Annotated in this window: 22 protein-coding genes; 11 read left to right on the top strand and 11 right to left on the bottom strand. The window is 61.0% G+C overall.

The features are described 5' to 3' along the window. Window positions 1-14: 14 nt before the first annotated feature. Window positions 15-1,364: a hypothetical protein gene (locus B9Z31_RS09780; RefSeq protein WP_233200880.1), complete on the top strand. Its 1,350-nt coding sequence runs from the start codon at window positions 15-17 to the stop codon at window positions 1,362-1,364. Window positions 1,365-1,421: 57 nt separating this feature from the next. Here the strand turns inward: B9Z31_RS09780 and B9Z31_RS09775 are convergent, their stop codons facing one another. The 3 genes from B9Z31_RS09775 to B9Z31_RS09765 are packed head-to-tail and all read right to left on the bottom strand — an operon-like array spanning window position 1,422 to window position 4,366. Further along, window positions 1,422-2,918, bottom strand: a complete 1,497-nt coding sequence (locus tag B9Z31_RS09775; RefSeq protein ID WP_100119373.1) for a tripartite tricarboxylate transporter permease — start codon at window positions 2,916-2,918, stop codon at window positions 1,422-1,424. Window positions 2,919-2,930: 12 nt separating this feature from the next. Further along, a complete protein-coding gene (locus B9Z31_RS09770) occupies window positions 2,931-3,395 on the bottom strand; it encodes a tripartite tricarboxylate transporter TctB family protein (RefSeq protein WP_100119372.1) in 465 nt (154 codons plus the stop codon). Next, on the bottom strand, window positions 3,392-4,366 hold the full coding sequence (locus tag B9Z31_RS09765) for a tripartite tricarboxylate transporter substrate binding protein (protein WP_100119371.1): 975 nt from the start codon (window positions 4,364-4,366) through the stop codon (window positions 3,392-3,394). Before B9Z31_RS09765 ends, B9Z31_RS09770 begins: the two co-directional genes overlap by 4 nt. 137 nt (window positions 4,367-4,503) lie before the next feature. On the opposite strand from B9Z31_RS09765, the gene B9Z31_RS09760 reads away from it, so the two are divergent. Further along, window positions 4,504-5,226, top strand: a complete 723-nt coding sequence (locus B9Z31_RS09760; protein ID WP_100119370.1) for a response regulator transcription factor — start codon at window positions 4,504-4,506, stop codon at window positions 5,224-5,226. Next, window positions 5,223-6,662, top strand: a complete 1,440-nt coding sequence (locus tag B9Z31_RS09755) for a sensor histidine kinase (RefSeq protein ID WP_100119369.1) — start codon at window positions 5,223-5,225, stop codon at window positions 6,660-6,662. Before B9Z31_RS09760 ends, B9Z31_RS09755 begins: the two co-directional genes overlap by 4 nt. Before the next feature lie 149 nt (window positions 6,663-6,811). Here the strand turns inward: B9Z31_RS09755 and B9Z31_RS09750 are convergent, their stop codons facing one another. After that, window positions 6,812-7,657, bottom strand: coding sequence for a MurR/RpiR family transcriptional regulator (locus tag B9Z31_RS09750; RefSeq protein WP_100119368.1), 846 nt, complete (start codon window positions 7,655-7,657; stop codon window positions 6,812-6,814). Between the two features lie 14 nt (window positions 7,658-7,671). Beyond that, window positions 7,672-9,135, bottom strand: coding sequence for a glucose-6-phosphate dehydrogenase (gene zwf / locus B9Z31_RS09745; protein WP_100119367.1), 1,464 nt, complete (start codon window positions 9,133-9,135; stop codon window positions 7,672-7,674). An 83-nt stretch (window positions 9,136-9,218) separates the two neighbouring features. Here zwf and tal point away from each other — a divergent pair, with 83 nt between their 5' ends. The 3 genes from tal to B9Z31_RS09730 all read left to right on the top strand — a co-directional run bounded on the left by tal (window position 9,219) and on the right by B9Z31_RS09730 (window position 12,285). After that, window positions 9,219-10,166 carry a transaldolase gene (tal, locus tag B9Z31_RS09740; RefSeq protein ID WP_100119366.1) on the top strand — a complete coding sequence of 316 codons (948 nt, stop codon included), beginning with the start codon at window positions 9,219-9,221 and terminating at the stop codon, window positions 10,164-10,166. 3 nt (window positions 10,167-10,169) lie between these two features. After that, entirely contained in the window at window positions 10,170-11,720 is a 1,551-nt protein-coding gene (gene pgi / locus B9Z31_RS09735) for a glucose-6-phosphate isomerase (protein WP_100119365.1), read from the top strand. 226 nt (window positions 11,721-11,946) lie between these two features. Next, a complete protein-coding gene (locus B9Z31_RS09730) occupies window positions 11,947-12,285 on the top strand; it encodes a J domain-containing protein (protein ID WP_100119364.1) in 339 nt (112 codons plus the stop codon). A gap of 52 nt (window positions 12,286-12,337) precedes the next feature. On the opposite strand, the gene B9Z31_RS09725 is transcribed toward B9Z31_RS09730, so the two are convergent. The 4 genes from B9Z31_RS09725 to groES form a co-directional block, all read right to left on the bottom strand. After that, window positions 12,338-13,345 carry a plastocyanin/azurin family copper-binding protein gene (locus B9Z31_RS09725; protein ID WP_100119363.1) on the bottom strand — a complete coding sequence of 336 codons (1,008 nt, stop codon included), beginning with the start codon at window positions 13,343-13,345 and terminating at the stop codon, window positions 12,338-12,340. Window positions 13,346-13,436: 91 nt separating this feature from the next. Beyond that, window positions 13,437-13,814, bottom strand: coding sequence for a hypothetical protein (locus B9Z31_RS09720; protein ID WP_100119362.1), 378 nt, complete (start codon window positions 13,812-13,814; stop codon window positions 13,437-13,439). 121 nt (window positions 13,815-13,935) lie between these two features. Further along, window positions 13,936-15,588, bottom strand: a complete 1,653-nt coding sequence (groL, locus tag B9Z31_RS09715) for a chaperonin GroEL (RefSeq protein ID WP_100119361.1) — start codon at window positions 15,586-15,588, stop codon at window positions 13,936-13,938. Between the two features lie 81 nt (window positions 15,589-15,669). Beyond that, a complete protein-coding gene (gene groES / locus B9Z31_RS09710; protein ID WP_019426307.1) occupies window positions 15,670-15,957 on the bottom strand; it encodes a co-chaperone GroES in 288 nt (95 codons plus the stop codon). Between the two features lie 229 nt (window positions 15,958-16,186). Between groES and B9Z31_RS09705 the strand changes: the two genes are divergently transcribed. Both B9Z31_RS09705 and B9Z31_RS09700 read left to right on the top strand, forming a co-directional pair. Next, complete coding sequence (locus B9Z31_RS09705; protein WP_100119360.1) at window positions 16,187-17,014, top strand: lysophospholipid acyltransferase family protein; 828 nt, start codon at window positions 16,187-16,189, stop codon at window positions 17,012-17,014. A gap of 11 nt (window positions 17,015-17,025) precedes the next feature. Then, on the top strand, window positions 17,026-17,892 hold the full coding sequence (locus tag B9Z31_RS09700) for a lipid A biosynthesis acyltransferase (RefSeq protein WP_100119359.1): 867 nt from the start codon (window positions 17,026-17,028) through the stop codon (window positions 17,890-17,892). 28 nt (window positions 17,893-17,920) lie between these two features. On the opposite strand, the gene B9Z31_RS09695 is transcribed toward B9Z31_RS09700, so the two are convergent. Both B9Z31_RS09695 and yihA read right to left on the bottom strand, forming a co-directional pair. Beyond that, complete coding sequence (locus B9Z31_RS09695; RefSeq protein ID WP_233200878.1) at window positions 17,921-18,901, bottom strand: alpha/beta fold hydrolase; 981 nt, start codon at window positions 18,899-18,901, stop codon at window positions 17,921-17,923. A 39-nt stretch (window positions 18,902-18,940) separates the two neighbouring features. Further along, window positions 18,941-19,621, bottom strand: a complete 681-nt coding sequence (gene yihA / locus B9Z31_RS09690; RefSeq protein WP_100119481.1) for a ribosome biogenesis GTP-binding protein YihA/YsxC — start codon at window positions 19,619-19,621, stop codon at window positions 18,941-18,943. Between the two features lie 278 nt (window positions 19,622-19,899). Between yihA and B9Z31_RS09685 the strand changes: the two genes are divergently transcribed. The 3 genes from B9Z31_RS09685 to ccsB all read left to right on the top strand — a co-directional run bounded on the left by B9Z31_RS09685 (window position 19,900) and on the right by ccsB (window position 24,184). Further along, entirely contained in the window at window positions 19,900-20,541 is a 642-nt protein-coding gene (locus B9Z31_RS09685) for a cytochrome c (protein WP_100119358.1), read from the top strand. Window positions 20,542-20,750: 209 nt separating this feature from the next. Beyond that, window positions 20,751-22,877: a cytochrome c biogenesis protein ResB gene (locus tag B9Z31_RS09680; protein ID WP_100119357.1), complete on the top strand. Its 2,127-nt coding sequence runs from the start codon at window positions 20,751-20,753 to the stop codon at window positions 22,875-22,877. Further along, a complete protein-coding gene (gene ccsB, locus B9Z31_RS09675; protein WP_100119356.1) occupies window positions 22,874-24,184 on the top strand; it encodes a c-type cytochrome biogenesis protein CcsB in 1,311 nt (436 codons plus the stop codon). The genes B9Z31_RS09680 and ccsB overlap by 4 nt, the downstream gene beginning before the upstream one ends. Window positions 24,185-24,228: the final 44 nt, after the last annotated feature.

Here is a 24,228-nt window from a genome sequence, read left to right as displayed (position 1 = left end):
AACACTAGCTTTATATGAGCTCAATTTATATAAATACTGGAAGTTTGATTGGCCTTGACGAATTTCTGTCCAGCCCCCAAAGCATTGTCGATGCGTGTGGTGACTCTTCACTCCTGGTCTTGCATGACAACAAGCCCGCTTTTTATGTTCTGAAACCACAGGCTTGGACCGCCCTTTGCAAGCAACTGGGTCAGGCGTCTGTTCAAGGGCTTGAAACGCTGGGCAAGGTTTCGGTCGGTTTGCCAGACGCCGAGACCCATGTGGTCAAGCCCAGGCCTGCTCAAACGGTCGAGCGGGTCTCGCAGCCGCAGACATTTGAGAAAAAGAACAACTTCACGGCGCTTTCTGAAACACTGTTGGACATCGAGTGGGAGCGCGTTTCTCGCCAAGAATTGAGCGCTTCATCTGTGGGGATTCAAAAGAACAGGCTTGACGCCCATGTGCTGCCCTTTTTCAGATACATCCCGCCCAGCCAAGTGACCCACGTCGATTTGGATGGCTTCGTGTCCCGTCTGACAAAGCACGCACTGAGCTCCACCACCATCTCGCAATATTTTGTGCTGGTTCGAAAATTGCTCAAATTGGCCACGCGTCAAGGGCTTTTGAAAGAGGTGCCCGAGTTTCCCAAAATCAAAGTGGTCACCCAACCACGGTCCATGTTGTCGTTGCACGACTACAGCAAATTGGCCAGAACAGCGCTGAAGCTTTCACGCGCCCATGTGGCGTCTCCCGAGATCAAGTCAACCGAAGGTCAAAGGGCGCGATTTTGGGTGGCCCCTCGCAACCGGTTGTTGGCGCCCGATATGTTTTGGGTGATCCGTTTCATGGCTAACAGCTTTGTCAGGCCCGGTGATTTGAGGCAACTCAAGCACAAGCACGTGACGGTGGTGCGGGGTCAAAACGTGTATTTGCGCATGAACTTGCCTGAAACCAAAAAACACGACAAGCCGATGGTCACCATGCAGGCGGCCGTGCAGGTGTACGAGTCACTGCTCCGGCATCAAAAAGCGCAGGGCTTGGCCGGCCCCGAGGACTATCTTTTTTTGCCTGCGGAAAAGGACCGCAACTATGCCTTGGCAGTGCTTGGGTTTTGGTTCAAATGGGTCATGCGCGAGGCCGGTTTGGCCTCCACCGATGAAAGAGACCGCCCTAAAACGCTTTACTGTTTGAGGCACACCTCCATCATGTTCAGGCTGCTTTACGGTCAAGGCATCGACATGCTCACCTTGGCGCGCAATGCCAGAACATCGGTTCAGATGATTGAGCGTTTTTATGCGTCCTCACTCGACGGCGAAATGAACGTGGCCATGATTCAAAGTCGCCGATCGAGCAGGCCAGCGAGGGAGCCGCTCAACCGGGTTTGATGTGCCCTTGGATGACGGCTTCTTTCCACCGGACTTGTTCGCTGGCCCTGATGCGCATCAGGGTTTGGAAGCCCGCCCCAACTGTCGCCAAAGGCTGGGAACGACCAACAGCAGGAGTGCCACAGCCATCAAGCTGCCGGACAGGGGCCGCGTGAAGAAGGTGGACCATTCGCCTTGGCTGATGGTCAGGGCCTGGCGCATGGACTGCTCGCCCAATGGGGCCAGGATCAAGCCAACGATGAGGGGTGCAGCCGGGAAGTCGAAGCGGCGCATGGTGTAACCCAGCAAACCGAAGACAAACAACAAACCCACGTTGAACACCGAGTTGCCTGCCCCGTACACACCCGCTGTCGAGATGACGATGATGCCGGCGTACAGCCAGGGCGGGGGGATCTTGAGCAGCTTGACCCACAGACTGACCAGGGGCAGGTTGAGCACCAGCAAGATCACGTTGCCAATGTAGAGGCTGGCGATCAGTGTCCACACCAAGCCGCTTTGCTGGCTGAACAATTGGGGTCCGGTTTGGATGCCATAGCCTTCAAAGGCCGACAGCATGATGGCCGCCGTGGCCGAGGTGGGGATGCCCAGCGTGAGCAGGGGCATGAGCACGCCCGCCGCAGCGGCGTTGTTGGCCGCTTCGGGTCCGGCCACGCCTTCGATGGCGCCATGGCCAAATTCTTCGGGGTGTTTGGAGAGCTTTTTCTCGGTGTAGTAAGACAAGAGGGTGGGCAACTCGGCCCCACCGGCGGGCATGGCACCGATCGGGAAGCCAAAGAAAGCACCGCGGAACCAAGCCTTCCACGATCGTGCCCAGTCTTGTTTGCTCATCCACAGGCTGCCCGTCAATGTCATGACCTCGCCCCCTTTGGACTCGCGGCCTTGCCAAGCCAGGTACAGCGCTTCGCCCACCGCAAACAGGCCCACAGCGGCCACCGTCACTTCGATGCCGTCGAGCAATTCGGGGCGGCCAAAAGTGAACCGGGGTTGGCCGGTTTGCAGGTCCACACCCACCATGCCGAGCAGCAGGCCCAAGCCCAGCGCGACCAAGCCGCGCAGCATGGAGTTGCCCAGCACGGCCGAGACGGCCACCACCGACAAGACCATCAGGCTGAAGTACTCGGCCGGGCCAAAGGCCAGCGCCGCTTCCACCACCCAGGGGGCCACAAAGGTCAGTGCCAAGGTGCCAATGGTGCCGGCCACAAAGCTGCCGATGGCGGCAGTGGCCAGGGCTTGGCCCGCGCGGCCCCGGCGGGCCATTTTGTTGCCTTCCAGGGCTGTGACCACAGCCGCAGATTCCCCCGGGGTGTTGAGCAAGATGGAGGTGGTGGAGCCCCCGTAAGCTGCGCCGTAGTAAATGCCGGCAAACATGACGAACATGCTGGTGGCCGGCACGTGGTAGGTCAGGGGGAGCAGCAAGGCGATGGTCAGCGCAGGTCCAATGCCGGGCAACACACCGACCAGCGTGCCGACAAAGCAGCCCACGAAGCCCCACATCAAGGTGGTGGGTTGCAAGGCGATGGCAAAGCCACCCATCAGGGCGTCAAAAGCTTCCATGGGGTATCCGATTCAAATCAACCAGGGCAGTGCTGGGCCCAAACCCACGCCCAGCAATTGGGCAAACACAAACCAGAAGGTGCTGGCAATGGCGCAGCAGATCAGCGCCGATTTGACGCCCAGTGGCGCGTCAAAGGAGCGGGCCACGCCCATGCCGCACAAGGTGCCAGGAATGACAAAACCCAAGGGAATCACCAGCACGATGAAGGCCACGCCGCCGCCCAGCAAGCTGAGCATGCGCACAGGGGCGCCGGGCAGGGGGGACTGCTCAGGGGCCTGGCTTTCATCGGTTTGGCGACCGCGCCACGCGCTGATGCCGTAGAGCACGGCCAACAGGCTGAGTGCGGCCACGATCACGCCCGGGGCGAGCACAGGGCCGACGGTCATCTGCATCAAAGATTCAGGAATGACCGTGACCTGCCATGCAGCCACCCCGCAAAGGGCGAGCAGCAAAAGGGCGACACGACAAGGCGTCATGCCAGGCCCAGCTCTTTCATCAGGACTTCTTTCTCGGCGATGTCCTTGGCCAGGTCGCGCTCAAAGGGGCGTTCGGTCATGAAGGCGTCGGTCCACTTGCGTGTTTCCAGTTCTTGCTTCCAGGGTGCCGAGGCGGTGAGCTTGGTGACAAAGTCGATCATGGCCTCGCGTTGCGCCGCCGAGATGCCGGGGGGCGCAAACACGCCGCGCCAGTTGGACTCGGTCACGTTGATGCCCAATTCCGTCAGGGTGGGCACGCTCACGCCGGGGATGCGGCGCTTGCCCGACACGGCCAGCGGGATCATGCGGCCGGCTTTGATTTGTTCTTCGAATTCGGAATAGCCTGAAATGCCGGCCGTGACCTGGCCACCCAAAATGGCCGCGTTGGCGGGGCCGCCGCCTGCAAAAGCCACATAAGCGGCTTCGCGCGGGTTCTTGCCCAAGGCTTTGATCAACATGCCCAAAATCAGGTGGTCGGTGCCGCCTGCACTGCCGCCAGCCACCGACACCGCTTTGGGGTTGGCCTTGATGGCGGCTTCGAGTTCTTTCCACGTCTTGATTTTGCCGTTGGCTGGCACCACGATCACGCCCGCCTCTTCGGTCAGGCGGGCAATCGGGGTCACGTCCTTGATGGTCACAGGGCTCTTGTTGGCAATGCCGGCACCGATCATGACGGAGCCGCCAACCATCAGGCTGTTGCCTTGGCCTTTGCGCTGGTTCACATAACGGGGCAGACCCACCATGCCACCGGCGCCGCCGACGTTTTCAAACTGCATGTTGCCGACCAGGCCCGCGGCTTTGGCTGCGCGCTCGATGGCGCGGGCCGTGCCGTCCCAACCGCCACCAGGCGCTGCGGGCACAAACATGTTGAGGCTGGCAATCAGGGGTTTGGCTTGCGCCCAAGCGGGCAGGGCCATGGATGCGCCAGCGGCAGCGCCGAGGGCCAGAAAGTCGCGTTTGGAAAGGGTCATGCGGGTCTCCTGTGTGAAAATGAAAACAGCTCTGCAGGGCGCGTGCGGCTTGCAGATGCGCGGATTTTGCGGCGTGGCTGGCCGCCAACCTGTCAATCAGCTGTCAATTCCGTTCGGTATTTACCCTCAAACGACCCATGACCCCCCGAATTTTGTTGGTGGAAGACACCCCCGATATCGCCTTGTGGCTGGGGACGGCTTTGCGCCTGGGGGGCATGCAGGTGGCGTTCGCCGCAGACGGGCATGCCGCTGAGCGCTGCTTGCAGTCGGGGCACGGTTTCGATGCGGTGCTGCTCGATCTGCACTTGCCCGGACCCGACGGCCTGAGCGTTTTGCAGGCCTTGCGCGAGCGAGGAGACACGGTGCCAGTGCTGATCTTGACGGCGCGCGCCAGTGTGCCTGACCGGGTGCTGGGCCTGAACATGGGGGCGGACGATTATTTGCCCAAGCCTTTCGATTTGAGTGAACTCGAAGCGCGCCTGCAGGTGTTGTTGAGGCGGCGCGGGCGCGCCAAAACGGCATCCCTGCGATGGGGGCCCTTGGAGATGCGCACCGACACCCAAGAGGTGCAACTGCGCGGGCAGCCCTTGGCGCTGACCCAGCGGGAGGCGGCGGCGCTGCGCGTGTTGCTGTCCTCGCCCCAACGCACCGTGAGCAAAGAGCAGTTGCACGCCGAGGTGTTCGCGGACGAGGCCGCCGGCTTGGACGCGGTCGAGGTGCTGATTTACCGCTTGCGCAAAAAGCTCGAACCGTCTGCGCTGGCGCCCGGCGCAGCGCTCGATGTGGCGATCACGACCTTCAGGGGCATGGGGTACATGCTGACCCAACCTGTGAAGCCGCCAGAGGCGGCATCGCCATGAGCCAGGCCCCACAGGTCTGGGCGGCTTCGGCCACGTCCTTGCGCAGGCGTTTGCTCAGCTGGATTTTGTGGCCATTGGCTGCGCTGATCGGTCTCAACGCCTGGGTGGCTTACGGCAACGCGGTACAGGCGGCCAATGAGGCTTACGACCGGTCTTTGTATTTGGCCGCCCGCACGCTGGCCGAAGGACTGCAATGGCAGGATGCAGGCCTTCAACTCGATGTGACGCAGGCCGCTGGTTATTTGTTCGAGAACCACACGGGCTCGCGTTTGTTTTACAAAATCACCACGCCCGCAGGCCAGTGGCTGGCGGGTGTGGCGGCTTTGCCTGAGGTCCCCGCGCGCGACCACTCTGCGGTGAAGTTTTTTGCGCTGGTGCAGTTTGACGACGGCCAATACCTGGGCCAAGCGGTGCGTTTGGCGCAGCTCACGCATGTGGTGGAAGGCGCGACCAGACTGACCGCGGCGGGCCCCGCTGACCCTTTGGTCAAGATCACCGTGGCCGAGACCATGGAGGCGCGCCAGCAACTGATTGAACACATTTTGTGGGACACGCTGGGCAGCCAAGGCCTGCTGCTGCTGGCGGCGGCCTTGTTGGTGCTGTGGGGGGTGCAGCGCGGCATCCGCCCGCTGGAGGCTTTTCGCCAGCAATTGGCCCAAAAAAGCGACGACGATTTTTCGCCCATCCAGCCGCCCGATTTGCCGCGTGAATTGCGCCCCTTGATCGAGACTTTGAACGGCTACCTGGAGCGCTTGGGCCGCTTGATCGAGATCCGCAAACGCTTTTTGGACAACGCCGCGCACCAGTTGCGCACGCCGCTGACCGCGCTCAAAACCCAATTGGCCCTGGCCCAGCGCAACGCCGAGCCCGAAAATGCCCAGGCGTTGATGGCGGCGGCCCGGCAAACCACGGACGATGCGGTGCGTTTGACCGAGCAGTTGCTGGCCATGACGCGGGTCGAGCATGCCCGCGAAATGCACAGCCCCGAGCGCGTGGACCTGGTGGACTTGGCACGGCGGGTGACGCAGGAGCATTTGCTGCGCGCGCACCAAGCGGGTGACGATTTGGGCCTCGAGCTACTCATCGAGCGCAGCGAGGTGCAGTGCGTGGCTTTGTTGCTGCACGAAGCGCTGAGCAACTTGATCGACAACGCCATGCACCACAGTCCCGTGGGCACGCACATCACGGTGCGGGTAGGGCCCGGCTGGGTCGAGGTGGTGGACGACGGCCCGGGCATTGCGCCCGAGCACCAAGCCCATGTGTTCGAGCGTTTTTACCGCGCCGCACCCTCGGGTGTCTCTGGCAGCGGTTTGGGTTTGGCCATCGTGAAAGAGATCGCGGACCAACAAGGCGCCGTCGTGAGCGTGCGCAGCCCGGTGGCGGATGGGCACGGTACGGCGATTCGCATGAGGTGGCAGCGCGCTGACGAACCTTGAGCTTGTAGAAGCTTTGCGGCTCAATGGCTCTGGCTGTGGGACGCTGGCTCTGCGGTGGATTCTTTGCAGGGGTTCTTTCGCGTAACCGCGCATTCGCGAGCGGGGGCTCGCTCCCACAGGATTGCGGCTCGCGCCTACCGCAGCCCGCTTCAGGTGTAACGCTTGCTGCGCAGGTTGTTTTTCATGTCCCGCAGATTGGGCTGCAGTTGCTCGCCCATGCGCAAGGCCACGGTGGTGGCCAGGATGTCGATGATGAGCAAGTGCAGCAGGCGCGAGACCATGGGGCTGTATTTGTCGTAGCCCTCGGGGTGGTCGGCGGTCAAGTGGATGTGCCCGGCGCTGGCCAGAGGCGAGCCGCTGGCGGTGATGACAATGGTCGTGGCCCCTTGTTTTTTGGCGATGTCGCAGGCGTCCATCAGGTCGCGGGTGCGGCCCGAGTTGGAGATGATCACCGCGCAGTCACCCGGCTTGAGCATGGAGGCGCTCATCACCTGCATGTGACCGTCGCTGTAGGCGATGGCATTCACACCCAGGCGAAAAAATTTGTGCTGCGCGTCTTGCGCCACGATGCCGGAGTTGCCCACGCCGTAAAACTCGATGCGGCGGTTGGTTTTTTGCGTGGCCGCCAAGGCTTGCGCGGCGTGTTCCAGCGCGAAGGAGCTGGCGTCGTTGCGGTACTTCAAAAACGCGGCCACGGTGTTGTCGATGACCTTGACCGCGATGTCGCTGGTTTTGTCGTCCACATCCACGCTGCGGTGGATGAAGGGGACGCCTTCGCTCACACTGCCCGCCAGCTTGAGCTTGAAATCCGACAAGCCGTCGTAGCCCACGCTTCTGCAAAAGCGCACCACGGTGGGTTTGCTCACATGCGCGCGGTCGGCCAACTCGGTGACGGGCAAGTTGGCAAAGGCCCGTGGGTCCGCCAAGACGAGCTTGCCCACGCGTTGCTCGGCCGGGGCCAGGGAGGGCAAAGAGGCTTTGATGCGCTCGAGCATGGTGTGTCTCCGGTTTAAATTTCTTCAGACCAGCAAAAGCCGTCGCGCGCGATCATGGCGCTCGAGGCGCTCGGCCCCCATGTGCCGGCTGCATAGGGGCGTGGGCCGATGGTGTCGTGGCGCCAGTGCTGCAAGATCGGCTCGACCCAACGCCAAGCTTCTTCTTGTTCGTCGCTGCGCACAAACAGGTTCAGGCGGCCATCGAGCACGTCGAGCAGCAAGCGCTCGTAAGCGCCCACGCGTTGGCTGCCAAAGCGCTTGTCAAAGTCCAGGTCCAGGTGCACCGGGCTCAAAGCGGCAGCGCTGCTGCCATCGCTGCGTTTGCTTTGGCCTTGGGCGAACAGGTGCAGCTCCAGCCCGTCTTTGGGCTGCAAGTGGATGACCAGTTTGTTGGCCTGCCCCAAGGGGCTTTGGAAAATCTCGTGCGGCGTTTTGCGGAAATTGATTTCGATGTGCGCCTCACGCGAGGCCATGCGTTTGCCGGTGCGGATGTAGAACGGGACACCCGCCCAGCGCCAGTTGGCGATTTCGGTGCGCAGCGCCACAAAGGTTTCGGTGCTGCTGCTCGGGCTGACACCGGGCTCTTGCTTGTAGCCGGGCACGGCTTGGCCGAACACATTGCCTGCGCTGTACTGCCCGCGGATGACGTGCTGGCTCAGGGCCTCGGGCGTCCAGCGCTTCAAGGCGCGCAAGACCTTGAGCTTTTCATCGCGGATCGCGTCGGCGTGGGCGTTGATGGGTGGCTCCATCGCGATCGCGCACAGCAATTGCAAGGCGTGGTTTTGCACCATGTCGCGCAGGGCGCCGGTGGTTTCGTAAAAGCCGCCACGTTTTTCCACGCCCAGTTCTTCGGACATGGTGATCTGAATGTTGGCGATGTGCTCACGCCGCCACAGGGGCTCAAACAAGGCATTGCCAAAGCGCAGCGCAAACAGGTTTTGCACCGCAGGCTTACCCAGGTAGTGGTCGATGCGGAAAATCTGCTGTTCTTTGAAGACCTTGCCCACCGCTTCGTTGATCGAGCGGTTGGAGGCCAGGTCATGGCCCAGCGGCTTTTCCAGCACGATGCGCGTCTTGGCGGTGTTCAAGCCGTTGGCCGCCAGTTGTTCGCAGACGGTGGTGAAGAGGCTGGGTGCGGTGGACAAATACATCACCACGTGGTCGGTCTCGCGCTCGGCCAAACGGGCAGACAAGGCCGCATAAGACGTCGGCTGGGACAGGTCCATGCGCACGTAGCACAGCATGCTGGCAAAGCGGGCGAACTCTTCGCTGTTGGGGCGCTTGTCCCCGTCCACTTGGTCAAAACGTGACTGGATTTGCTGGCGGTATTGCGCGTCCGTCATGTCGTCGCGGCCCACACCGATGATGCGGCCCCCTTCAGGCAGACTGTCGTGGCGGTAAGCCTGGAACAGGGCGGGCATGAGTTTGCGCCAGACCAAATCGCCCGTGCCGCCAAAGAAAACCAAATCAAAAGCCATGATGTTCTTGAGTTACATGAAAAATTGATTTGAAATGTAACTTTGTTTCACTGATAATTCAAGCGACTTCTCAAATAAACGCCATGAACCAACTCGACGCGCTCAAACAATTCACCACCGTGGTCGCCGACACCGGTGACTTCAAGCAACTGGCCCAGTTTCAACCGCAAGACGCGACCACCAACCCGTCGCTGATTTTGAAGGCGGTCCAAAAATCCGAATATGCGCCTTTGCTGGCCGATGCCGTGAGCGCTCACCGGGGCGAGCCGCTGGACGTGGTCATGGACCATCTGCTGGTGCGTTTTGGCTGCGAAATTCTGAACACCATCCCGGGCCGTGTGTCGACCGAAGTCGATGCCCGCTTGAGCTTTGACACCGCGTCCACCGTGGCGCGGGCGCGTCGCATCATGGCGCTGTATGAGGCCAAGGGCATTTCCCGCGAGCGTGTGCTGATCAAAATCGCCTCGACCTGGGAAGGCATTCAAGCCGCCGCCGAGCTCGAGCGTGAGGGCATCCGCTGCAATTTGACGCTGCTGTTTGCCTTTTGCCAAGCGGTGGCCTGTGGTCAGGCCAAGGTGCAACTCATTTCGCCTTTTGTGGGCCGTATTTACGATTGGTACAAGAAGTCGGCAGGCTCCGCTTGGGACGAAGCGGCCCAATCAGGCGCCAACGACCCCGGCGTGCAGTCGGTGCGGGCCATCTTCAACCATTACAAAAAGCACGGCATCCCAACCGAAGTCATGGGCGCGTCGTTTCGCAATATGGCCCAGATCACGGCCCTGGCCGGTTGCGATCTGCTGACCATCAGCCCCGAGTTGCTGGCGCAGTTGGCCGCCAGCGACGCTCCGCTGGGTTTGGCGCTGGACGCCGCAGCCGCGCAGGGCATGGACTTGCCTGCTGTGAGTTACGACGAAGCCTCTTTCCGCTTGGCGCTCAACGAAGACGCCATGGCCACAGAAAAGCTGGCCGAGGGCATCCGTGCGTTCTGTGCCGATGCGCTCAAGCTTGAAGCCTTGATGAAGAAGGCCTGAGGCATGCGCTGTGACCAAACCCCGGCCTGGAAGGCCTTGACGGCCCATGCGAGTGCGGCCACGGGTTTCGATTTGCGCGTGGCCTTCGCACAAGACGACCGTCGGGCGCAGCGCCTGAGCCAGAACGCCCCCCATGTCTTTGCCGACCTGTCCAAAAACCATGTGGACGCCGACACCGAAGCCCTGCTGCAAGCGCTGGCCCGGCAGACCGGTCTGTGTGCGCACCGCGACGCCATGTTTCGGGGGGAGCACATCAACACCACCGAGGACCGCGCCGTCATGCACTGGCTGCTGCGCCAACCCGAAGGCGCTTTTGGGGGCGCTTTGGGGGGCGCTTTGGCCGAGCCGCTGGCGCTGGTGCAGGCCACGCTTTCCAGCATGCTGGCCTATGCCGAAACCATCCGTGCCGATGCGCAGATCACCGATGTGGTGAACATCGGCATCGGCGGCTCGGACCTGGGCCCTCAGATGGCGGTGCTGGCGCTGCAGGACTTCGTGATCCCGGGCAAGCGCTTTCATTTCGTGTCGAACGTGGACGGCCATGAGTTGGCTGCGGTGCTCAAGGGGCTGAGGGCCGAGCACACGCTGTTTTTGATCGCCTCCAAAACCTTCACCACCATCGAGACCATGACCAATGCCCGCTCGGCGCTGGCATGGTTTCAGGCGCAAGGCGGCGCCGATGTGGCCCGGCACTTCGCGGCGCTGACCACCAACGTGGCGGCCGCGGCCGAATTCGGTATCCGCACGACTTTTGGCTTTTGGGACTGGGTGGGCGGGCGCTACTCGATGTGGTCGGCCATTGGACTGCCGGTGGCCATCGCCATTGGCGCGCCAGGCTTCCGAGATTTTCTGGCCGGGGCGCACGCGATGGACCAGCACTTCCAGACGGCGCCGCTGGAGGCCAACTTGCCTGTGCGTCTGGGTTTGCTCGACGTCTGGTACCGCAATTTTTTGAATTACACCAGCCGCTCCATCGCGCCCTACCACAGCGCCTTGCGGCGCTTGCCTGCGTATTTGCAGCAGCTCGAGATGGAGAGCAACGGCAAGCGCGTGGACCGAAACGGCCAGGCCTTGCCCTACGGCACTTCACCCGTGCTCTGGGGCGAGCCGGGCACCAATGGGCAGCACGCTTACTTTCAGATGCTGCACCAGGGCACCGACGTGGTGCCGCTGGAACTCATCGCGGTCAAAAAGCCTTCGCACCACTTGGTCGACCACCACGAACTGCTGTTGGCCAATGCGATCGCGCAGGCCCAGGCGCTCATGGTGGGCAAGGCCGACGAAGGGGGGCACCAGCACTTCACGGGTAACCGGCCCAGCACCTTTTTGCTGCTCGATGAGCTCACGCCCGCCAGCCTGGGTGCACTGATCGCCTTGCAGGAACACCGCGTGTTTGTCAGCGGCTCGGTCTGGGGCATCAACAGTTTTGACCAATGGGGCGTGGAGCTGGGCAAGGTGCTGGCCAAAGACATCCATGCGCGCATCCTCTCGGGCGATGTCCATGGGCTCGACGCATCGAGTGCTGGATTGTTGCAACGCGTGCGGCCAGGCTGAACTGCTTCTGCGCGGCGCACCTCGGGCTAGATCCGGGGTCCTTCTTCTGGCGGTTCTGTGGCCCAAAGCGAACGCCAGCGGCGGGGGACCCCAACGCATCTCAGGCCATGTCTTGCCCCCCCATGCCTTCCTTTTCTGAGCAGAGACCTTGGGTTTTTTAACAATTTGATACGTTTAAATTGCATATTTATTTAGTTTAAATGTATTCATATTTTAATATTCGGCCATGGACAAGGCCCTGGACCCTTACGCTGAACTCGGTGTCACACCGCAAGCCGAACCCGAAGTCATTCGGGCGGCTTTTCGGGCATTGGCCCAGCGTTACCATCCAGACCGCCAAACAGGCGCATCGGCCTTGTGGGCGGCCAAGATGGCCCGCATCAACCAAGCCTATGAGGTGTTGAGCCAGCCAGAGCGCCGTCGTGCCTACGAAGCCAGCCGGTGCCCACCAGCGCCTCAGGGGGTGGCCCCCCTGATCCACAACACGACCCGCGCATCGGTGCGCACCGGACAACCGTTTTTGACCACCTACGATGCGCGGGGCCGCTTGCACGCCTTTGTCTGAGCGCTGGCATCAAGGCTTCCCAAGGCCAGCGCCCAGTTCGGTTTGAGTTGTTTCAGTGTGGGTGAGCCCCATGGCCGTGTTGTCCAGCAGCCTTGGCGGCTGGGGCTTTCACCGCCGCCCCCACTTGGATCGAGCCGCGCATACCGGCCTCGTAGTGGCCGGGGATCAAGCAAGCCATTTGCACCAGGGAGGCTTCGGGGAAGGTCACCACCAACTCGCCGCTTTGCCCTGGCGCCACGCGGATGGCGGCGCCTGCGCCATGGTCGTGGCCCGTGCCGTGGCTGCTCCCGCCATTCGGCCCTTGACCTTTTGCCGCCGCTTGCTGCATGGCTTCGGCGTGCAGCCGAATGTCCTCTTCGCTGCCCAGCACCATTTCATGGGCCGTTTGGCCGGAGTTGCTGACCACGAAGCGGATGGTCTCCCCCGCTTGCACCTCGATTTGGCTGGGTGTGAAACGCATGAGGTCGTCCATGTTCACCGCCACGCTGCGGCTGACCACTTGGGCCCGAATGGGGTCATGCGGCGCGGTCGCGGCCAAGGCCCCGTGGTGCTCATCGGAAGCCGCCGACTCGCCGTGCAGGTGTCCGGTGGCCGCCCATTCGGGGTGGTGCTGCAGCCACTGCCAAGCAGCACCACTGCCTGCCGTTACGGCCGTGCCCAGCACCAGCACATACACCGTCAGACCCCTTGACCATTGGCGCGTTGCGCTCAAACCCAAAGCCAGGACGGAGATGAAAAAGCCCAAAGGAACCACCCAGGCACTGCGTGCAGGGGAGTCTGGAAAGTGCTGCAAACCGCCGGTGAAAAATCCCAGGCCAATCGACAGCAAAGTGCCCAGCAGCAAGGTGTGGAACAAACCTGTTCGCGGCGTGTCGGCCGACTCGGTGTTCAGGCGGTGCTCCAGCCAAGCGCCCAGCACAAATAAAACGATACCCACCGCCGCGGTCCACAGCGAACGTGTTCCGCTGAAAAAGCCGTGGTTCACGGCCCCCGAGATGAAGCTGATGCCGGAATACTTGAGCAGCATCGCAGCGTGTTGTTGTTGAAAAGAAGAAGTCATGTGTCCATCCTTGCGCGCTTGAAGTCCGCGCGTGCATACCAAATTGCCGCGTGGGCATGGCCTACGCGGAACGAGCGGTTGGGGGGGGGATTCAGAGGATGGGGGGACGCAAGCCCGGCCGCAGGCTCACGCTGCGCCAGTCTGGCTGAATCCGAGTGGCCTGGACCGACGGTGCCGTCGGCCCAAAACCCTGGTGAAGAGACCCCAGACCCAGGGCGCAGCAATGGTGGCAGTCCGCATCCGTTGCGGATGGCGTGTGCGTTGCAGGGTCGCTGGTGGACTGCGCCGCATCAACAGCCCCTTGCGGGTGCTGCGCGTGGCCGGTCTTGGCTTCGCCATGGCATGCGGGCAAAGACAAGGTCTGCTCAGACGGGTGATGCGTTGGCACCATGGCAGGCATGGCCATGGCTGTGCCCAGACACAGTTTGAACATGATCACCAGCAGACAAAACCAAGAAAAACGCCGCATGGCCAGATCTTAAGCGCTCTGCCCGGACCGAAGGGGGAAAAGAAAAAAGCCCCACGGTTTCCCGTGGGGCTTTTGACTTGGGGTCAGGGCACCGAAATGCCCAGGCCAAGCGGCCGGGGCATTACATGCCCATGCCGCCCATACCGCCCATGCCGCCCATGTCAGGCATGCCGCCGCCGCCAGCGCCGGACTCGTCCTTCGGGGCTTCGGAGATCATGCACTCGGTGGTCAACATCAAAGAGGCCACAGACGCTGCGTTTTGCAAAGCAGTGCGTGTCACTTTGGTGGGGTCCAGAATGCCCATTTCGATCATGTCACCGTAGGTGTCGTTGGCCGCGTTGAAACCGTAGTTGCCTTTGCCAGCCAACACCGCGTTCACCACCACCGATGGCTCGCCGCCGGCGTTGTAAACGATTTCGCGCAGAGGCGCTTCGATGGCCTTCAACACCAGTTTGATGCCAGCGTCTTGGTCAGCGTTGTCGCCTTTGATGGCGCCAGCGGTTTGACGTGCACGCAGCAAGGCCACGCCGCCGCCAGCCACGATGCCTTCTTCCACTGCAGCGCGGGTGGCGTGCAATGCATCTTCCACGCGGGCTTTCTTCTCTTTCATTTCGACTTCGGTGGCAGCGCCCACTTTGATCACGGCAACACCGCCAGCCAACTTGGCCACGCGCTCTTGCAGTTTTTCACGGTCGTAGTCAGAAGTCGCTTCTTCGATTTGCACGCGCACTTGCTTGACACGGGCTTCGATGTCAGCAGCGGCACCAGCGCCGTCGATGATGATGGTGTTTTCTTTGCCCACTTCGATGCGCTTGGCTTGGCCGAGGTCTGCCAAAGTCACTTTCTCGAGTGTCAGGCCGACTTCTTCGGCAATCACTTTGCCGCCGGTCAAGATGGCGATGTCTTCCAACATGGCTTTGCGACGGTCGCCGAAGCCTGGGGCCTTGACAGCCACCACCTTCAAGATGCCACGGATGGTGTTCACCACCAAAGTGGCCAAGGCTTCGCCTTCGACTTCTTCGGCAATGATCAACAAAGGACGGCCCGCTTTGGCAACGGCTTCCAAGGTGGGCAGCAGATCGCGGATGTTGCTGATCTTCTTGTCGAACAACAACACAAAGGGGTTGTCCAACAAAGCGGCTTGCTTTTCAGGGTTGTTGATGAAGTAGGGCGACAGGTAGCCGCGGTCAAACTGCATGCCTTCAACGATGTCGAGTTCGTTGTCCAAGGACTTGCCGTCTTCCACGGTGATCACGCCTTCTTTGCCCACTTTGTCCATGGCTTTGGCGATGATGTCACCGATGCTGTGGTCGCTGTTGGCAGAGATCGAGCCGACTTGGGCGATTTCTTTGGTCGTGGTGGTGGCCTTGGTGGCTTTCTTCAACTCGTCGATCAAAGCGGCAACAGCCTTGTCGATGCCGCGCTTGAGGTCCATGGGGTTCATGCCAGCGGCCACGTACTTCATGCCTTCGCGCACGATGGCTTGGGCCAACACAGTCGCGGTGGTGGTGCCGTCGCCAGCGTTGTCAGAAGTCTTGGAAGCGACTTCCTTGACCATCTGCGCACCCATGTTTTGCAGCTTGTCTTTGAGTTCGATTTCCTTGGCCACGGACACACCGTCCTTGGTCACGGTAGGAGCGCCGAACGAGCGCTCCAGAACCACGTTGCGGCCCTTAGGGCCCAGAGTCACTTTGACCGCGTTGGCCAAAATGTTCACGCCTTCAACCATGCGTGCGCGGGCTTCGCCGCCGAAAATTACGTCTTTTGCTGCCATTTTTAAGCTCCTAAATTCAAATTAATCAGTTGAGGACAGATCGAACGGGCGCTTGGCGCGTTTGTCGGTCTGTCTCGCAAATCACTCGACCACTGCGAACAGGTCTTCTTCTTTCATGACCAACAGCTCGTCGCCGCCGACCTTGACGGTCTGGCCGCTGTACTTGCCGAACAAGACGCGGTCGCCGACTTTGACGCTCAGCGCTTTGGTCTCGCCTTTGTCGTTGGTTTTGCCAGGGCCGACGGCCAAGACTTCACCTTGATCAGGCTTTTCTGCAGCGGAATCGGGGATCACGATGCCCGAAGCTGTTTTGGTTTCGCTTTCGATACGCTTGACGATCACGCGATCGCCCAAAGGACGCAGTTTCATGGAATCTCCTGGATGTGAAACGAGGGTTGAAAAACAAAAGCACCTGAAAAGGGTGCTGCTGAAATCTGAGGGGTGGGTTTTGTTAGCACTCATCCCCATCGAGTGCTAATGATACGGGCATTTCTGGGCATTTCAAGAGCGGCTTGTTGATTCCCTTGTGAATTGGATGTGATCGTCACCGCCCTCCTTTTCACCGGGGACAAGCATCTTCAGTGCAAAATCACCCCCTATGTTGAGATGGTTTTTGTTTTTTTCCCGTTGGCCCCTGTGGGCATTGCATGTGCTGGGCAGCTTGGGTGGCTGGCTGGCTTGGTGCTTTTCGGGGCGTTACAGGAGCCGCTTTTTGAAAAACGTGCGCTTTGCCGGATTGGGCTGGGGCACCGTTTTTCGGGCGGTAGGCCACGCCGGTCGCATGTCGGCTGAGTTGCCGCGTTTGTGGCTGGGCCGAACGCCGCCCTTGGCTTGGGTGGATGACCGCGCGGCGGTGGAGGCTTACGGCAGCGGTCAAGGCGTCTTGTTTTTGACGCCTCACATGGGTTGTTTTGAGATCACGGCCCAAGCACTGGCTGCACGTTTCTCACAAAAGCACGGTCCCCTGACGGTGCTTTACCGCCCCGCCCGTCATGCCGGTTTGGGCGAGGTCATGGCATTGGCCAGGAACCGTCCGGGCTTGGAAGCGGTGCCGACCACCTTGGCGGGGGTGCGCCAGATGATCAAAGCCTTGCGCAGCGGCCGCGCAGTGGGTTTGTTGCCGGACCAGGTGCCGCCCGAAGGCATGGGACAGTGGGCCCCCTTTTTTGGGCAGCCGGCCTACACCATGACTTTGGCGGCCCGTTTGGCGCTGCAAACCGGGGCCCGGGTGGTGTTGATTTGGGGTGAGCGTTTGTCCTGGGGCCGCGGCTACCGATTGCACACCCAGGCTTTGGGACATGCGCTCTCCGAGGATCTGGACACGGCCGTGGTGCAAATCAACCAAGCCATGGAACGGCTGATTTTGCAGTGTCCGTCGCAGTACATCTGGGGCTATGCCCGTTACAAGAACCCCCGACAGGCCTGAGCGACTCCCCTATGGTGCACTTGTTGATTGCATTTTTGCGCTTGTTCTCGCGGATGCCGCTGTCATGGGTGCGCGCAGCGGGTACGGGGCTGGGTTGGCTGCTGTGGCATGCGGCCCTTGCCCGCCGGCGCGTTGTGCAGGTCAACCTGCAAAAGTGCCTGCCGCAATGGTCCGAGGCGCAGCGCAAGGCCTTGGCTTACCGTCACTTTGTGGCCTTTGGCCAGTCGGTGATGGACCGCGCTTGGCTTTGGCACGCGCCCGAGGCCACGGTGCGCCAACGCTTGCGCTGGGTGGGCGACCTGGACGCCTTGAAAGCGCCCGGTCCCCTGGTGATGTTTGCCCCCCATTTTGTGGGGCTCGATGCCGGCGGTCTGGCCGTGTCCTTGGATGTGCAGGGGCCAGTGGCCTTCATTTTCAGGGCGCAATCCCGACCCGAGGTGGAGGCATGGGTCCGCGAAGGGCGAGAGCGCTCGGGCAATGTGCGGCCTTATTTCCGTCACCAAGGCATGCGCCAGATCTTGGCGGGCATCAAAAAGGGCGAACCCTTGCACCTGTCGCCGGACATGGATTTTGGCCGTGGCGAATCGATTTTTGTGCCCTTCATGGGGGTCGAGCAAGCCGCCACGGTGCCCTCCTTGTCACGCTTGTCCAAGGTGGTGGGTGCGCGGGTGGTGCCTGTGGTGACGCGCATGACGCCGGATGGCTACGACATCGAAATCCATCCCCCCTTGATGGACTTTCCCAGTGCCGATCTGGTGGCCGACACCGCCCGGGTCAACCGCCTCTTGGCCGATTGGGTGCTCACCATGCCCGAGCAGTATTACTGGGTGCACAAACGTTTCAAGACCCGGCCCGAAGGCGAGCCCGGCTTTTATTGAGGCCTTGTTCAGGCCTGCATGGGTGCGCCTAGTTCAAGGGCGCTTGGAGAAAAGCACGGATCTCCGCCATCACCCGATCGGCTTGTTCGTGCACCACCCAGTGGGTGGCGTTCTCGATGGTGACCCGTTTGAGCTCAGGGATGTGCGCATCCAGCCCTTCGCTCAGGCAGGGCAAAAGCGCCACATCGTCCAGCGCCCACAGCAACAAGGTGGGCACATCGATGCGCAGGGCGTCCTCTGGGATCTGGATGGCGCTGGCCCCAGGATCGCTGGCTGTGGCGGGGCGCAAAGGCGAAGCGCGGTAATAGTTGAGCCCACCCTGTAAGCCGTGTTGCCAGACCTCTCGGTATTTCGCCTGGACCTCGGCCGTGAGCCAATCAGGCCTTGATGCCGAGTCTGGCGTGGCCGTGAGCGACGTGAGTGAGGTGTCTTGACCGGTCAAGAAACCCAATAAGCGCTCGAAGTCGTTGGCCGCCAGCAGCGCGGCGGCATCGGCTTGCACCAGAAAATTCATGTAAGCGCTGGCTGCTTGCTGTGCCGGGTCGTGTTGCAAGGCCTGGAGCAATGGGCCCGGGTGGGGCGAGTTGATGATGACCAACTGGCGCAGCCGCTTTGGGTGTTGGTTGGCCAGGTTCCAAGCCACGGCGCCTCCCCAGTCATGGGCCACCAATGCTGCCAAGGGTGCGGCCGTGGGTGCGGCCGTGGGTGCGGGGCCGCATTCGGCTTCGATCAAAGCCAAGATGTCTTGCACCAGGTGTTTGGCCCGGTAGGCCTTGACGTCCTCGGGCGCGCTCGAGCGTTCGTAACCCCGCAGATTGGGTGCGACGCAGCGGTAGCCCCCGTTTTCGGGTCGGGAGAAATGCCTCAGCAACGGGTCCCAAACCCAAGCGCCCTCAGGAAAGCCGTGTAAAAACAGCAGCACCGGTCGACCGGGTTCGCCGCAGGCTCGGCAGCTCAAGGTGATGCCGTGGGGCAGCTGTTGCTGCCAAGTTTGGATGTCGGTGTTCACCACAAGGGGCTTTCTGTTCAAAGGGGCCCCGTGGCTGCATCACTCGTCCAGGGCTTCAGGCTCTTCTTCGGACGAAGGGGGCGTCTGGGCCGTCGGGGCGGCCAACAAAGGGCCTGCCGCGGGGTGGGTCCAGTCCCACAGCAGTTGGGCCACCTCGTCAACGCCTTGTTTTTTCAGGGCCGAAAAGAGTTTCACCTCGCCGCCGCCCGCTTGCAGTCGCGCAATCGACAAAGCCTTGGCCTGTTCAGCGCGGGTGAGCTTGTCCGCCTTGGTGAGGATGATCAAAAACTTCAGGCCTTCTTCGACCCGGGGGCGGATCACTTCCAGCAGGATGTCGTCCAGTTCGGTCAAGCCGTGACGCGGGTCGCACATCATGACAATGCCCGTCAAGTTCTCGCGGCTGACCAAATAGTTGGCCATGACCTGCTGCCAGCGCAGCTTGTCCATTTTGGCCACGGCAGCGTAGCCATAACCGGGCAAATCGGCCAATACGGCGTCGGTCACGCCCTGTTTGCCCAGTGCAAACAAGTTGATGTGTTGGGTGCGGCCCGGTTTTTTAGAAGCAAATGCCAGTTGTTTCTGTTGCGTCAAGGTGTTGATGCAAGTCGATTTGCCCGCATTCGAGCGACCCACAAAGGCGATCTCCGGGGTGTCCATGTCGGGCAAATGGTGCAGCTGGGCCGCGGTGGTCAAAAACCGGGCGGTGTGCATCCAGCCCATGGGGGTGACGACGGCGGGCACCCCAGACGCCTTGCCGGTGGGGCTGACAGACGAGGTGGGGCGTTCGATCGGATCGGCAAGAGCGCGCGCCACGGCAGGGGCCTTGGAGGGGGCGATCGGCGTGGCGGGCTGGGTGACTTTGCGGCGGGCAGACGCACGAACGGGGGGGCGGGAGCTCATAAATCAGGGATACCTTGGGTCGTCAGGAAACTGACGCAGACCTCATTGTAGAATCCTTGGGTTTTGCGCTCCCTTCTTCCAACTATTGGACGACGACCATGAAGTCAATTGTTTCTCTCCTGAAGTCCGCCACTTTGGCTGCCACCACGTCTGTTTTCATGGTGGGTACAGCACTGGCGGCAGGTCCTGCCCCCGCTGCAGCCAAGCCTGATTTGGCCAAAGGCGAAGCTTCTTTCGCCATGTGCGTGGCCTGCCACGCGGCCGACGGCAACTCGACCACACCGGTCAATCCCAAACTGTCTCAGCAACACCCCGAATACCTGATCAAACAGCTGCAGGAATTCAAGTCCGGCAAACGTGCCAACGCGGTGATGAGCGGCATGGTGGCCGGTCTGAGCGACGACGACATGCGCAACATCGCTTACTGGTTGGCTTCCAAACCAGCCAAGCCAGGCTTTGCGAAAGAAAAAGACACCGTGGCTTGGGGTGAGCGCATTTACCGCGGCGGCATTCCAGACCGCCAAATCGCCGCTTGCGCCAGCTGCCATTCGCCCAACGGCGCAGGCATGCCTTCGCAATACCCCCGTTTGTCGGGCCAACACGCCGACTACACCGCTTCTCAGTTGGTGCAGTTCCGTGAAGGCGTTCGCAAGAACAACCTGCAGATGACGCAAGTCGCGGCCAAAATGAACGACCGCGAAATCAAGGCCGTCTCCGACTACATCGCTGGTTTGCGCTGAAACCAAACCGGGTCGCCTGGATGTGCTGGGGCTTGCCCTGCTTGTTTCAGGGGGTTTTCAGGCAAAGCACATGCCCCTGCGGCACAATTCAGCATCGGCTGATATGACTTGATCCAAGGCCGGTTTTCCCGGCCTTGATCGTTTCTGGCGGGGCTTTCCCGGCCATTTCCCTGTCCCACCGCCTTTTGGGCTTCTTTCTTGAGCACCCCATGACGACTGTTGCTTCCAGCCATGAATCCGAGCGCGGCTCGCCCCGAGGGCAGGCTGTGATCGAATTGCTGTCGTCCATGCGTTTCGCCATTTCGCTGTTGACGATCATCTGCATCGCCTCCGTCATCGGCACGGTGCTCAAGCAAAACGAACCCGGTGTCAATTACGTCAACCAGTTTGGCCCGTTTTGGGCCGAGTTGTTCACCACCCTCAAACTCAACACCGTCTACAGCGCTTGGTGGTTTTTGCTGATTTTGGCTTTCTTGGTGCTCAGCACCAGTTTGTGCATTGCCCGCAATGCGCCCAAGATTCTGGTGGACCTGAAGAACTACAAGGAAAACATCCGTGAACAAAGCCTCAAGGCCTTTCACCACAAGGCCGAAGGGCACTTGGGTGAGTTGCCCGAGGTGGCTGCCCGACGCTTGGGCGCCCTGCTGGCCACAGGGGGCTGGAAAGTCAAACTGCAAGAGCGCGACACGCCGGCAGGCAAGGGCTGGATGTTGGCGGCCAAGGCGGGTGCGGCGAACAAGATCGGTTACATCTTTGCGCACTCGGCCATTGTGTTGGTGTGTGTGGGTGGTTTGCTCGACGGCGATTTGATGGTGCGCGCCCAGATGTGGTTTGGCGGCAAAGAAATTTACAACGGCGGCGGCCTGATCGTGGATGTGCCTGAAAAGCACCGTTTGTCAGAACGCAACCCGGCCTTTCGCGCCAACTTGCTGGTGGCCGAAGACACGGCTTCGGGCACCGCCATCTTGAACCAGTCCAATGGCATCTTGTTGCAAGAGCTGCCTTTTGTGATCGAGCTCAAAAAGTTCATTGTCGAGTACTACTCGACGGGCATGCCCAAGCTGTTTGCCAGCGACATCATCATCCACGACAAAGCCACAGGCGAGAAAAAAGAAGCCCGTGTGGAGGTGAACCATCCGGCCAGTTTCAAAGGCATCAACATTTACCAGTCCAGCTTTGACGACGGCGGCTCGAGTGTCAAACTCCAAGCTGTGCCGATGTCCGCAGCCACCAAGTCGTTCGAGGTGGAAGGCACCATTGGCGGCAGCACCGACCTCACCAATGGCAGCGAAAAAATAAGTTTGGAGTTCACCGGCCTGCGTGTCATCAACGTGGAAAACCTCTCCGGTGGCGAGGGGCCTCAAGCCACGGGTGTGGACGTGCGCAAAGTCGATTTGCGCAGCTCGCTCGAGGCGCGCATGGGGGCAGGACACAAAACCACCCAAACCAAAAACCTGCACAACGTTGGCCCCAGCGTGAGCTACAAGCTGCGCGATGCGGCAGGCCAGGCCCGTGAGTACAACAACTACATGTTGCCCGTGGATGCCGGCGACGGTGTGCCGGTGTTCTTGTTGGGCATGCGCGAAACGCCCAGTGAGCCCTACCGCTACCTGCGCCCTCCAGCGGATGAAAACGGCGAGTTGACCGGCTTCATCCGCTTGCGTGCGGCCCTGGAAACACCCGCCTTGCGCGAGCGGGCGGTGCAGCGCTACGCCCGCCAGGCGGTGGACCCGAAGCGGCCCGAACTGACCCAGCAACTGGCCGATTCGGCAGAGCGGGCCTTGGGCTTGTTCGCGGGTCAAGAGGAGGTCAAAGGCAAAAAAGTGGCGGGCTTGCAGGCCTTGGCCGACTTTTTGGAAGCCAATGTGCCCGAGGCCGAACGCGCCCGTGCGGGTGAAATGTTTGTGCGCATCCTGAACGGCACTTTGCTCGAGTTGGACACGGTGGCCCGCGAGCAGGCCGCCGCCAAACCTTTGCCCGAAGACAAGGTTCAGGGCTTCATGTCCCAAGCGGTGCTGGCCTTGTCCGATGCGCCGCTTTACTCGGCCCCCATGACGTTCCTGTTGAAAGACTTCAAGCAAGTGCAAGCCAGCGTGTTTCAGGTGGCCCGGGCGCCTGGCCAGTCGATCGTTTATCTGGGCTGTGCCCTTTTGATCCTGGGTATTTTTGCAATGCTGTATGTTCGGGACCGTCGCTTGTGGGTCTGGCTCTCTCCTCAGGGGGGGGGCGCGCAAGCCACCGTGGCTTTGTCGTCCAACCGCAAGACCATGGACGTAGACCGTGAATTTGAACAACTGACCGCCCGATTGCTGGGCCGCTCCGAGAAAACACCATGACGACTGTGACCTTGAACCCGGGCTATTTTTCGAGCCGCTCGGCTTTAGACTGGGGCTTTGCAATGCTTGCGCTGCTGGGCACCGTGTTCGCCTTCACCCGCTACCAGCAGTCGATGGACGTGTACGAGCAAGCCATATTGGTCTGCACGCTGCCAGCCGTTGTGGGGCTGGCTTGGTTTTGGAGTCCCCTGCGCACCTTGATGCTGGTGGTCACGGGCTTGTCGCTGTTGGCCATTTACCTCTACCAAGGTGATCTGGCCCGCTCGGAGCAGGTGTTTTTGCTCAAATATTTCCTGTCCAGCCAGTCGGCCATTTTGTGGATGAGCTTGCTGTTTTTCATCAGCACGGTTTTTTACTGGGCGGGCATGTTCGTTCGCGGGCAAGGCGACGCCATGGAGTCTTTGGGCTCGCGCATGGCTTGGGTGGCGGTGGGCCTGGCCCTGATTGGCACTTTGGTGCGCTGGTATGAAAGCCACCAGTTGGGCCCTGATATTGGACACATCCCGGTCAGCAACCTGTACGAAGTCTTTGTCATGTTCTGCTGGATGACGGCAGCGTTTTACCTGTACTACGAAGCGCAGTACAAAACCCGTGCTTTGGGTGCGTTTGTGATGTTGGTGGTCAGCGCGGCGGTGGGCTTTTTGCTGTGGTACACCTTGGTGCGCGAGGCGCACGCCATCCAGCCTTTGGTGCCGGCCCTCAAGAGCTGGTGGATGAAGATCCATGTGCCGGCCAACTTCATCGGTTACGGCACTTTTGCCTTGGCGGCCATGGTGGCGTTTGCCTACCTGATCAAGCAAACCGCAGGCGAGACCCGTTGGTACAAGCTCGCACCCTTGTGGTTGTTGGGCATTGTGTTGTGCTTTGAGCCGGTGGTGTTCCGCAAGTCGCCGACAGACGGGGGCAGCGGCTATTGGATGGTTTATTTCGGGATCTCGGCGCTGATCGTGGCCGCTATTTTGTGGGGCCGTCGTCGCATTGCCGAGCGCTTGCCCTCGTTCGAAATCTTGGACGATGTGATGTACAAAGCCATCGCCGTGGGCTTTGCCTTTTTCACCATCGCCACCGTGTTGGGGGCCTTGTGGGCGGCCGAAGCTTGGGGCGGCTACTGGAGCTGGGACCCGAAAGAAACCTGGGCTTTGATCGTCTGGCTCAATTACGCCGCTTGGCTGCACATGCGCCTCATGAAGGGTTTGCGCGGCACCGTGGCCGCTTGGTGGGCCCTGATGGGCTTGGCGGTGACCACCTTCGCCTTCTTGGGCGTGAACATGTTCTTGAGCGGCCTGCACAGCTACGGCACGCTTTGAGCGCGGCGGGGGGGCAGGCTGCGCCTGCGCCCACAGATCGCCGA

This window comes from Limnohabitans sp. G3-2 (assembly GCF_002778275.1).
Taxonomy (GTDB): domain Bacteria; phylum Pseudomonadota; class Gammaproteobacteria; order Burkholderiales; family Burkholderiaceae_C; genus Limnohabitans_A.
Note: the sequence above shows the minus strand (reverse complement) of the source record. Positions and strands in the feature narration are given on the sequence as shown.

Bases quoted from the DNA above. Each gene is read 5' to 3' on its own strand.
- B9Z31_RS09705 (WP_100119360.1), top strand. From the start codon at position 16,187: ATGTTGAGATGGTTTTTGTTTTTTTCCCGTTGGCCCCTGTGGGCATTG.
- ccsB (WP_100119356.1), top strand. From the start codon at position 22,874: ATGACGACTGTGACCTTGAACCCGGGCTATTTTTCGAGCCGCTCGGCT.
- tal (WP_100119366.1), top strand. From the start codon at position 9,219: ATGAACCAACTCGACGCGCTCAAACAATTCACCACCGTGGTCGCCGAC.
- B9Z31_RS09770 (WP_100119372.1), bottom strand. From the start codon at position 3,395: ATGACGCCTTGTCGTGTCGCCCTTTTGCTGCTCGCCCTTTGCGGGGTG.
- groES (WP_019426307.1), bottom strand. From the start codon at position 15,957: ATGAAACTGCGTCCTTTGGGCGATCGCGTGATCGTCAAGCGTATCGAA.
- B9Z31_RS09720 (WP_100119362.1), bottom strand. From the start codon at position 13,814: ATGCGGCGTTTTTCTTGGTTTTGTCTGCTGGTGATCATGTTCAAACTG.
- B9Z31_RS09755 (WP_100119369.1), top strand. From the start codon at position 5,223: ATGAGCCAGGCCCCACAGGTCTGGGCGGCTTCGGCCACGTCCTTGCGC.
- B9Z31_RS09780 (WP_233200880.1), top strand. From the start codon at position 15: ATGAGCTCAATTTATATAAATACTGGAAGTTTGATTGGCCTTGACGAA.
- yihA (WP_100119481.1), bottom strand. From the start codon at position 19,621: ATGGGCTGGATGCACACCGCCCGGTTTTTGACCACCGCGGCCCAGCTG.
- B9Z31_RS09730 (WP_100119364.1), top strand. From the start codon at position 11,947: ATGGACAAGGCCCTGGACCCTTACGCTGAACTCGGTGTCACACCGCAA.
- B9Z31_RS09725 (WP_100119363.1), bottom strand. From the start codon at position 13,345: ATGACTTCTTCTTTTCAACAACAACACGCTGCGATGCTGCTCAAGTAT.
- B9Z31_RS09680 (WP_100119357.1), top strand. From the start codon at position 20,751: ATGACGACTGTTGCTTCCAGCCATGAATCCGAGCGCGGCTCGCCCCGA.
- pgi (WP_100119365.1), top strand. From the start codon at position 10,170: ATGCGCTGTGACCAAACCCCGGCCTGGAAGGCCTTGACGGCCCATGCG.
- zwf (WP_100119367.1), bottom strand. From the start codon at position 9,135: ATGGCTTTTGATTTGGTTTTCTTTGGCGGCACGGGCGATTTGGTCTGG.
- B9Z31_RS09760 (WP_100119370.1), top strand. From the start codon at position 4,504: ATGACCCCCCGAATTTTGTTGGTGGAAGACACCCCCGATATCGCCTTG.
- B9Z31_RS09700 (WP_100119359.1), top strand. From the start codon at position 17,026: ATGGTGCACTTGTTGATTGCATTTTTGCGCTTGTTCTCGCGGATGCCG.
- B9Z31_RS09775 (WP_100119373.1), bottom strand. From the start codon at position 2,918: ATGGAAGCTTTTGACGCCCTGATGGGTGGCTTTGCCATCGCCTTGCAA.
- B9Z31_RS09685 (WP_100119358.1), top strand. From the start codon at position 19,900: ATGAAGTCAATTGTTTCTCTCCTGAAGTCCGCCACTTTGGCTGCCACC.
- B9Z31_RS09765 (WP_100119371.1), bottom strand. From the start codon at position 4,366: ATGACCCTTTCCAAACGCGACTTTCTGGCCCTCGGCGCTGCCGCTGGC.
- groL (WP_100119361.1), bottom strand. From the start codon at position 15,588: ATGGCAGCAAAAGACGTAATTTTCGGCGGCGAAGCCCGCGCACGCATG.
- B9Z31_RS09750 (WP_100119368.1), bottom strand. From the start codon at position 7,657: ATGCTCGAGCGCATCAAAGCCTCTTTGCCCTCCCTGGCCCCGGCCGAG.